The 8,512-nt window shown below is 64.7% G+C and carries 11 protein-coding genes; 6 read left to right on the forward strand and 5 right to left on the reverse strand.

Annotated features, from left to right (window positions below; genetic code table 11):
- Nucleotides 1–6: 6 nt before the first annotated feature.
- The gene (speB, locus tag N7422_RS21410) at nucleotides 7–972 is read right to left on the reverse strand and encodes an agmatinase (RefSeq protein WP_279808404.1); all 966 of its coding nucleotides are present in this window, start codon (nucleotides 970–972) and stop codon (nucleotides 7–9) included.
- Nucleotides 973–996: 24 nt separating this feature from the next.
- Entirely contained in the window at nucleotides 997–2,076 is a 1,080-nt protein-coding gene (locus N7422_RS21415; RefSeq protein WP_279808405.1) for an extracellular solute-binding protein, read from the reverse strand.
- 102 nt (nucleotides 2,077–2,178) lie between these two features.
- Between N7422_RS21415 and N7422_RS21420 the strand changes: the two genes are divergently transcribed.
- The 3 genes from N7422_RS21420 to N7422_RS21430 are packed head-to-tail and all read left to right on the forward strand — an operon-like array spanning nucleotide 2,179 to nucleotide 4,225.
- Nucleotides 2,179–3,087 (forward strand): LysR family transcriptional regulator, encoded by a 909-nt coding sequence (locus tag N7422_RS21420; protein ID WP_279808406.1) that lies wholly within the window; start codon nucleotides 2,179–2,181, stop codon nucleotides 3,085–3,087.
- 60 nt (nucleotides 3,088–3,147) lie between these two features.
- Nucleotides 3,148–3,615, forward strand: coding sequence for an LEA type 2 family protein (locus N7422_RS21425; RefSeq protein WP_279808407.1), 468 nt, complete (start codon nucleotides 3,148–3,150; stop codon nucleotides 3,613–3,615).
- 31 nt (nucleotides 3,616–3,646) lie between these two features.
- A complete protein-coding gene (locus N7422_RS21430; RefSeq protein ID WP_279808408.1) occupies nucleotides 3,647–4,225 on the forward strand; it encodes a GNAT family N-acetyltransferase in 579 nt (192 codons plus the stop codon).
- On the opposite strand, the gene N7422_RS21435 is transcribed toward N7422_RS21430, so the two are convergent.
- Nucleotides 4,161–5,102: a carbon-nitrogen hydrolase family protein gene (locus N7422_RS21435; RefSeq protein ID WP_279808409.1), complete on the reverse strand. Its 942-nt coding sequence runs from the start codon at nucleotides 5,100–5,102 to the stop codon at nucleotides 4,161–4,163. The genes N7422_RS21430 and N7422_RS21435 overlap by 65 nt on opposite strands.
- Before the next feature lie 85 nt (nucleotides 5,103–5,187).
- Here N7422_RS21435 and N7422_RS21440 point away from each other — a divergent pair, with 85 nt between their 5' ends.
- Complete coding sequence (locus N7422_RS21440; protein WP_279808415.1) at nucleotides 5,188–6,096, forward strand: LysR substrate-binding domain-containing protein; 909 nt, start codon at nucleotides 5,188–5,190, stop codon at nucleotides 6,094–6,096.
- Nucleotide 6,097: 1 nt separating this feature from the next.
- Here N7422_RS21440 and N7422_RS21445 read toward each other — a convergent pair whose 3' ends face one another.
- Complete coding sequence (locus N7422_RS21445; RefSeq protein WP_279808410.1) at nucleotides 6,098–6,361, reverse strand: hypothetical protein; 264 nt, start codon at nucleotides 6,359–6,361, stop codon at nucleotides 6,098–6,100.
- 132 nt (nucleotides 6,362–6,493) lie between these two features.
- On the opposite strand from N7422_RS21445, the gene N7422_RS21450 reads away from it, so the two are divergent.
- Nucleotides 6,494–6,814, forward strand: coding sequence for a DUF883 family protein (locus N7422_RS21450; RefSeq protein ID WP_279808411.1), 321 nt, complete (start codon nucleotides 6,494–6,496; stop codon nucleotides 6,812–6,814).
- Between the two features lies 1 nt (nucleotide 6,815).
- On the opposite strand, the gene miaE is transcribed toward N7422_RS21450, so the two are convergent.
- Nucleotides 6,816–7,433 carry a tRNA isopentenyl-2-thiomethyl-A-37 hydroxylase MiaE gene (gene miaE, locus N7422_RS21455; RefSeq protein WP_279808412.1) on the reverse strand — a complete coding sequence of 206 codons (618 nt, stop codon included), beginning with the start codon at nucleotides 7,431–7,433 and terminating at the stop codon, nucleotides 6,816–6,818.
- Between the two features lie 156 nt (nucleotides 7,434–7,589).
- Here miaE and N7422_RS21460 point away from each other — a divergent pair, with 156 nt between their 5' ends.
- On the forward strand, nucleotides 7,590–8,453 hold the full coding sequence (locus N7422_RS21460) for a universal stress protein (protein WP_279808413.1): 864 nt from the start codon (nucleotides 7,590–7,592) through the stop codon (nucleotides 8,451–8,453).
- Nucleotides 8,454–8,512: the final 59 nt, after the last annotated feature.

Genomic DNA, 8,512 nt, shown 5'->3' on the forward strand with positions numbered 1-8,512 from the left:
GCAGCCCTATGCAGGCTTGTCCACCTTGTGCCGCGCCGCATACAGGCAGAGCATCTCCATCGCCAGCGTCGCGCCGGCCAGGGCGGTGATATCGGCATAGTCATAGGCCGGCGCCACCTCCACCAGGTCCATCCCCACCAGGTTGATGCCGCGCAGACCACCGAGGATCTCCAACGCCTGCACCGTGCTCAGTCCCCCGCATACCGGCGTGCCGGTGCCGGGCGCGAAGGCAGGATCCAGGCAGTCGATATCGAAGGTCAGGTAGACCGGCATGTCGCCGACCCGCTGGCGGATCGCCGCGATGATCGCTTCGGTCCCTTGTCGATGCACCTGACGGGCATCGAGGATGGCGAATCCCTGGCTGTCGTCGTTGGTGGTGCGCAGGCCGATCTGCACCGAGCGCGCCGGATCCACCAGCCCTTCGCGGGCGGCATGCCAGAACATGGTGCCGTGGTCGATACGCTTGCCCTCCTCGTCCGGCCAGGTGTCGCTGTGGGCATCGAAATGGATCAGTGCCAGCGGGCCATGACGGCGGGCATGGGCCTTGAGCAGCGGGTAGCTGATGAAATGGTCGCCACCAAGCGTGAGCATGCCGCAGCCGGCCTCGAGGATGCGCTCGGCATGGGTCTGGATACTCTGCGGCACCGACTCCGGCGTACCGCTGTCGAACGCGCAGTCGCCATAGTCGATCACCGCCAGGTGATCGAACGGGTCGAACGCCCAGGGCCAGTGACGGGCCCAGGCCTGCTGCACCGAAGCGGCGCGGATCGCCCGCGGGCCGAAGCGCGCGCCGGGGCGATTGCTGGTGGCGGTGTCGAACGGCACTCCGCTGACCACCACGTCGACGCCGCGCAGGTCGCGGCTGTAGCGACGTCGCGAGAAGCTGGTGATGCCGGCGTAGGTGCTCTCGGCGGCGGTGCCGTAGAGGCTTTCGCGGGTGATGGCCTGGTCGTTGTCCTGGGCGAGGTCCACGGTCGGTCTCCTGTCTCTCTGGTTTTATTGGCGGCTGCGGAAGGCGGTCCACAGGCGGTTGCGCTGGCGCAGATCGGACAGCGCCATGCTGCGATCGGCGAACAGACGCTGGCGCACCTCGGCCGAGGGGTAGATGTCCGGATCGTTGCGGATCGCTTCATCCACCAGCGGCGTCGCGGCCTGGTTGGCATTGGCGAAGAACAGCGTGTTGGTCAGCGCGGCCACCGACTCGGGGCGCAGCATGAAGGCGATGAAGGCACGCGCGGCCTCGGGATGCGGTGCGTCCTTGGGGATCACCAGGTTGTCCTGCCAGACCAGCGTGCCCTCGCGAGGAATGCGATAGATCAGCTGGTACGGCTTGCCGGCACGACGCGCCTGGTCGGCGGCCATCGCGGCATCGCCGTTGTAAGTCAGCGCCAGGCACACACTGCCGTTGGCCAGGTCGTTGATCTGACGCCCGTTGGCCACATAGCTGATCGCTGGCTGCAGCTGTTGCAACAACGCCTGCGCCGCGTCCAGGTCGGCCTTGTCCTGGCTGTACGGATCCTTGCCCAGGTAGTTGAGCGTGAGGCCGATCACTTCCTGGGGCGAGTCGGGCATGGCGATCCCGCAATCCTTCAGTCGATTGGCGTATTCGGGCTTGAACAGCAGGTCGAGGCTGTCCAACGGCACGTCTCCCAGACGCTGGCGCACCGCCTCGACGTTCACCCCTAGCCCCAGCGTGCCCCAGGTGTACGGCACCGCATGGCGATTGCCCGGGTCGGCCTCGGCCAGCTTGGCCAGCAGGTCCCGGTCGAGGTTGGCGTAACCGGGCATCGCCTGTGCGCCGAGCGGCTGCAGCGCGCCGGCCTTGAGGGCCCGGGCCAGCACCGTGGCCGACGGCACCACCACGTCGTAGCCGCTGCCGCCGGTGAGCAGCTTGGTCTCCAGCACCTCGGTGGTGTCGAAGGTGTCATAACGGACCTTGTAACCGGTCTCCTTCTCGAAACGCTCCAGGGTTTGCGGGGCGACGTAGTCGGCCCAGCTGTACAGGTTGACGACCTTCTCCTCGGCCTGCAGCGGCAGGGCGATCAGCAAGGCAAGCAGGCACAACGTTCGACGCATGGCGGGCACCTCGACATGGGGGTGGGTGCCGTCAGCATGCCCGTCGGGTTACATTGCAAAAATGGCAACCATGCAAAGCTGACATTCACCAGAGGCAATGTGATGCTTGGACAACTGCACGACCCCGACCTGCACCTGCTGCGGCTGTTCGTCACTGTAGTCGAGGCCGGCGGCTTCAGCGCCGCCCAGGGCGTGCTCGGGCTCAGCCAGCCCAGCATCAGCCAGCAGATGGCGAAACTGGAGACCCGCCTGGGCTATCGCCTGTGCAGCCGTGGCAAGGGCGGCTTTCGCTTGACCGAGAAAGGCGAGTTGCTGCTCCAGGCGACCCGGGGCCTGCTGCTGCAGATCGAGCAGTTCCGCCAGCAGGCCAACGGCGTGGCCGGGCGCTTGCTGGGCACGGTGCGCATCGGGCTGGCCGAGAACCAGGACCGTCGTGTGACGCAACACCTCGCCCAGGCCATCGCGCGCTTTCGCCAGCGCGAAGAGTCGGTGCAGCTGGAGCTGTCCAGCGCCCCACCCGCCGAACTCGAGCGCCTGTTGCTCGAGCAGCGACTGGACTGTGCCATCAGCTACTTCTCCGGCAACCAGGCGGCGTTCGACTACCTGCCGCTGTTCGATGAGCGTCAACGGCTGTACTGCGGCAAGGAGCATGAGTTGTTCGGCCAGGCGCAGGTGACCCGCGAGCAATTGCTGGACGCTGATCAGATCCGTCATCCCTATCGTTTTCTCAAACAGGGCGAGCCGTTCCAGAGTCGGCACAGCAAGGCGGTGGCGGAACAGATCGACAGTGCGCTGACGTTGATCCTGTCAGGGCGGCATATCGGCTACCTGCCCTGTCATTGCGCCGAGCCCTGGGAAGCCCAGGGCATGTTGCGGGCACTGGATCCAACGCTGGACTTCCTGGTGCCGTTCACCCTGGCGCGGCACCGTCGCCAGGCGCCCGGCGAAGCGCCGCAGGCATTCCTGGAGGATCTGCGGGACATCTTCAAGGGGGTATCGCGGGACTGGTAGCCGTACCGCCCTGCATTTGCCACACTGCGCACTCGCCCGTGTACCGAGGTCCAGATCACCATGCATGCCCGCGTCTGCCTGATCCTGTTGCTGACCCTTGGCCTGAATGCCTGTGCCCTGTTCCAGGGTCGCGATCCACTGAACATCAGCGTGATCGGTATCGATCCGTTGCCCGGCCAGGACCTGGAGCTGCGCATGGCGGTGAAGATCCGCGTGCAGAATCCCAACGAGACCGCGGTGGACTTCAACGGCATAGCCCTCAACCTGGAGGTCAATGACCAGCCCCTGGCGGCCGGGGTGAGCGACCAGCGCGGGCACATCGGCCGTTACGACGAGGCTGTGATCGTGGTGCCGGTCAGCATCACTGCCTTCGCCTTTTTGCGCCAGGCCTATGGCCTGAGCCGGGTGGAGTCCCTGCAAGGTCTGCCCTATGTATTGCGCGGCAAGCTGGCGGGCGGCCCGCTGGGCACTGTCCGCTTCACCGATAAAGGCAAGCTCGACCTGCCCGCGACCACAGGCGCCCGTTGATGAACCTGCTGTACAGGTAAAGGAACTACCGATGCCCTGCACTCCTGAACTGAAAACCGTCCGACTACTGTTGCGCCCCTTGCGCCTGAGCGACGCCGAGCCCATCCAGGATCTCTTCCCGCACTGGGAGGTGGTGCGCTACCTCAATGCCCAGGTGCCTTGGCCTTATCCGGCGGACGGCGCCTTGCACTATTTGCGCGATGCCTGCCTGCCGGCGATGGCCGCAGGCCGCGAGTGGCACTGGTCGATCCGCCTGCTGGATCGACCTGAGCAACTGATCGGCAGCATCAGCCTGATGGACCAGCCTGACAACCACCGCGGTTTCTGGGTGGCCCCCGCCTGGCAAGGCCAGGGCTACATCACCGAAGCCTGCGAAGTGATCGATGCGTTCTGGTTCCTGACCTTGCGGCGCGAGGTGATGCGCGTGCCCAAGGCGCTACCCAACGAAGCGTCGAGGCGCGTCTCCCAACGCGGCGGCATGCAACTGCTGCGTACCGGCTACGGCGACTTCGTCAGCGGTCGCCTCCCCCAGGAGATCTGGGAAATTACGCGTCAGCAGTGGCTGGACCGACAAAGCGCACGCCAGGACGCGGCCGCTCATCCACGCTGAGTTCGAATACATCCGGCCGCGAATAATGGCCAACCACATCGAAGTCGTAGCGCGCACGCACCAGCTCGTCGGTATCGACCTCGGCGCAAAGCAGCCCGCTTTTGCCCACCAGCGGTCCTGCCAGTACTTCGCCAAGCGGACCGACGATCACGCTGCCGCCGTTGATCAGCGGGCGCTCGTCCGGCCAGTTGGCCACCTTCAGGCCCAGCGCGGCGGGCGAGCCCTGGACCTGACAGGCGCTGACGACGAAACAACGCCCCTCGGCCGCGACATGGCGCATGCTCACTTGCCACAGTTCGCGCTCATCCACTGTCGGCGCGCACCACAGTTGCACCCCCTTGGCGTACATGGCGGTGCGCAGCAGCGGCATGTAGTTCTCCCAGCACACCGCTGCGCCGATGCGTCCGGCTCGGCCATCCACCACTGGCAGCGTGGAGCCATCGCCCGTGCCCCAGATCAGCCGCTCGGTGCCGGTAGGCATCAGCTTGCGGTGCTTGGCCACCAGGCCACCTTCTGGCTCGAAGAACAGCACGGTGCAGTACAGGGTGCTGCCTGCGCGCTCGATCACCCCGAGCACCAGGCTCGCTCCGGTGCGCGCCGACAACCCGGCCAGTGCCTCTGTCTCGCTACCCGGCACGTCGATGGCGTTGGCGAAATAACGCGAGAAAGCCTCACGCCCTTCGGGCAGCCGATAACCCAGCTGGGTGGCGAAACCTTCGCCTTTCGGGTAGCCACCGAGCAATGCCTCGGGCATCACCACCAGGCAGGCACCGGCATCGCGGATGGCCTGCTCGTAGCCGAGGATCTGTTCGAGCGTGGCGGCCTTGCCCTCGGGCAGCGAACCGATCTGCAGGGCGGCGACGATGGATTTGGTCATATTGGAGACTCCAGTCTGGGAAAGGTCTGGTAGATTCTCCGGCGCCACACAATCATGAATAAAGCCCATCTCAGCACTTAATGATATTATCCACATGAATATCATCGACATCGATCTCAACCTGCTGAAGGTCTTCGAAGCCCTGCATGACGAAGGCGGCGCGAGCCGTGCAGCCTTGCGCCTGGGGTTGACCCAGTCAGCGGTCAGCGCCGCCTTGCGCCGGCTGCGCCAGGTGTACGACGACCCACTGTTCGTACGCACCGGCCGCGGCCTGAGCCCGACCCTACGGGCCAACCAGCTCAAGCCACTGATCAGCGAGGCCCTGGGCAAGTGCCGACAAAGTCTGGCACTGCTCGACCCCCAGGCCACGCGCTTCGATGGCCGCTCGCTGAGCCTGGGGTTGTCGGATGATTTCGAGGTCGCCTACGGCCAGGCACTGATCGATGCCGTACGCCGGCACGCACCGGGGCTGCGCCTGATCTTTCGCCAGACTCACAGCCAGATCGTCGCCCAGGGCCTGTTGGAGCGCAGCCTGGACCTGGCGCTGACCTCGGGAGGCTTCGCCGAACGGCTGCTCAGCCGCGTGGTGCTCGGCGAAGGCGACTACCTGTGCCTGGTCGATCCAGCCAGCCTGACTCCCGGCCAGACGAGCCTGAGCCTCGAGCAGTTTGTCGAGCGCGAGCAGATTCTGGTGTCTTCGACTGGATTGCTCGGCATCGTCGACGAGGCGCTGGCGGACCTGGGCAGGAGCCGGACCGTCTGTGCGGCCACCAGCCATTTCGCCGCATTGGGGTATCTGCTCAAGGACAGCGATTACCTCGCCACCCTGCCCGGCCACGCCGCCACAGCCATCGCCAGAGTCGCCGGGCTGCAGGCGCTGCCCTGCCCATTGTCGCTGCCGCGTTATCCGGTGGAGCTCGGCTGGCGCAGCAGCGGGCCGCTGGACCCGTTGGTGGAACGGGTGCGTACAGCGGTGCTCGAAGTGTTCTCCTGACTCAGCGGCTGGCGCTGGCGGCGGCCATCATCTTGTTCACTTCGCTGCGCACCAGCTGGGTGAACTCCGCTGGCGTCATGCCGTCAAGTTCTGCGCGTACCCACTCCGCCCACTTGCTCTTGCGCCGGGGCTTCTCGGCGATCAACCGCCCCGCCTCGCCCTTGGCCTTACCCAGGTTGTTCTGCCAATACTCGAACAACCGGGCCTTCTCAGCCTCGATCTGCGCCCGTTCCTGGAAGCTCATGTTGGCCAGATTGAAACTCATGGGGGATTACCTGCCGCTGGAAAATGGGCGCTATCTTACACCCTAGCGCCAGGCCATCGGAACGCCGTTGCAACTTTCCAGGCGCCATGGCATCCACTGTTCAACTCCCCCACCCTTCACGAGGACGTGTACATGGCCAGGAAAACCGCCACGCAAGCCGACACCGATCAGATCAAGGATCAGGTCTTCAGCGAACTGCAGGCATTGATCGAAGAGTCGGAAAAGCTGCTCAGCGACAGCGCGTCGCTGGTCGGCGAGGAGGCCGACAGCCTGCGCGCGCAGCTGGCATTGAAACTGCGCCAGGCTCGTGACGCCACCAGCCGGCTGGGCCAGAAAGCGCAGCCGGTGGTCGAGGCCACTCAGGAATACATTGGTGGCCACCCGTGGCAGACCGTCGCGATCTCCGCAGGCTTCGGCCTGGTGGTCGGGCTGCTGCTCGGTCGCCGGCAGTAGATCAGGCAGCCTGCGCCATCGGAATACCGCTGTGGAAGCGTAACTCCTGGTCGGGCGAGGTTATCAGCCCGGCCTCCGCTTCCCGCACCTGTTCCACGACCCGGGCGATGTCCGCCTCATCGCCATATTGGTGCGCCAGTTTCAGGTAGCCCTGGTAGTGTCTTGCTTCACTTTTGAGCAGGCCATGGTAGAAGGCACCGAGCTCTTCGTCCAGGTGTGGCACCAGCGCGGCGAAGCGCTCGCAGCTGCGCGCCTCGATGAAGGCGCCAACCACCAGGGTGTCCACCAGCTTGACCGGCTCGTGGGCCCGCACCAGCCGACGCAGGCCCGAGGCGTAGCGACCGGCCGAAACCGGGCGCAGCGGCACGCCACGTCGCTTCATCAGTCGCAGGACCTGTTCGTGATGCACCAGCTCTTCACGGGCAAGGCGCGACATCATGTTGATCAGGTCAAGGTGGGTGTTGTACTTGGCGATCAGGCTCAGCGCTGTGCTGGCGGCCTTGAACTCGCAGTTCTTGTGATCGATCAGCAGGGTTTCCTGGTCGGCCAGCGCCGCCTCGATCCAGGCGTCAGGGGTACGGCAGCCGAGGAAGGCGTCGATTTCAGGAATCAGGGACATGGTATTCACAATCACAGAGGACATCGGCAGGACCGGCGATTATACCGGCGACCGCCCGGAGTGCCAGTGACTATGCTTGATACATGTCAAGCGGCGGCAGGAGCAGCGCCGTCTATAGTCAGGCATTGGCCGCCATCCTCAAGGGAGTTCATGCCCATGCAAGCCGTTCGCAGCATCCTCGTCGTTCTCGACCCCGAGCACGCCCATAGCCGGGCCCTGACCCGGGCGAAACTGATTGCCGGCGTGACTGGTGCGCGCCTGCACCTGTTGATGTGCGACAAGAAGCAGGACCACAGTGCCTTGCTCAGCTTGCTGAGCAGCCAATTGCATGATGATGGATACGACAACGTCACCCACGAACAGACTTGGCATGACACCTTGCATGAATCGATCATCGCTGTGCAGCAGGCTGAAGGGTGTGACCTGGTGATCAAGGAGCATCGACCGGACAACCCGCTGAAGAAGGCATTGCTGACGCCCAGCGACTGGAAGTTGCTGCGTCAATGTCCGGCCGCTGTGTTGATGGTCAAGAGCGAGCGGCCTTGGACCGGTGGCGTCATCCTCGCAGCCGTGGATGTGGGCAACCAGGATGAATCCCATCGCTTGTTGCATGCCAGCATCATCGACCACGGCTATGCCATTGCCAGCCTGGCCAAGGGTGAGCTGCACGTGATCAGCGCCCATCCCTCCCCCATGCTGTCGGCATCGGATCCTGTCTATCAACTCAGCGAGACCATCGAGAAGCGTTACCGTGACGCCTGCTGCGCATTCCAGGCCGAGTTCGGTATCGGCGACGAGTGTTTGCACGTCGCGGAAGGGCCGGCCGATGTGCTGATCCCCTATACCGAGAAAAAATATGATGCGGTGGTAACCGTTATCGGCACCGTGGCCCGAACCGGGATTTCCGGCGCTCTGATCGGCAATACGGCGGAAGTGGTGCTGGACTCGCTGGAGGGTGACGTACTGGTGCTCAAGAGCGAAGAGGCGATCGCACATCTGGCCGAAGTGGCTCGCGGCTGACGATTTGCGTCGGCAACGCCACGTGCCCATAGGGTGGGTCTTGGGTTCTCGAAATCGGA

Source organism: Pseudomonas sp. GD04091, from assembly GCF_029836165.1.
In the GTDB taxonomy this organism is placed as follows: Bacteria; Pseudomonadota; Gammaproteobacteria; order Pseudomonadales; family Pseudomonadaceae; genus Aquipseudomonas.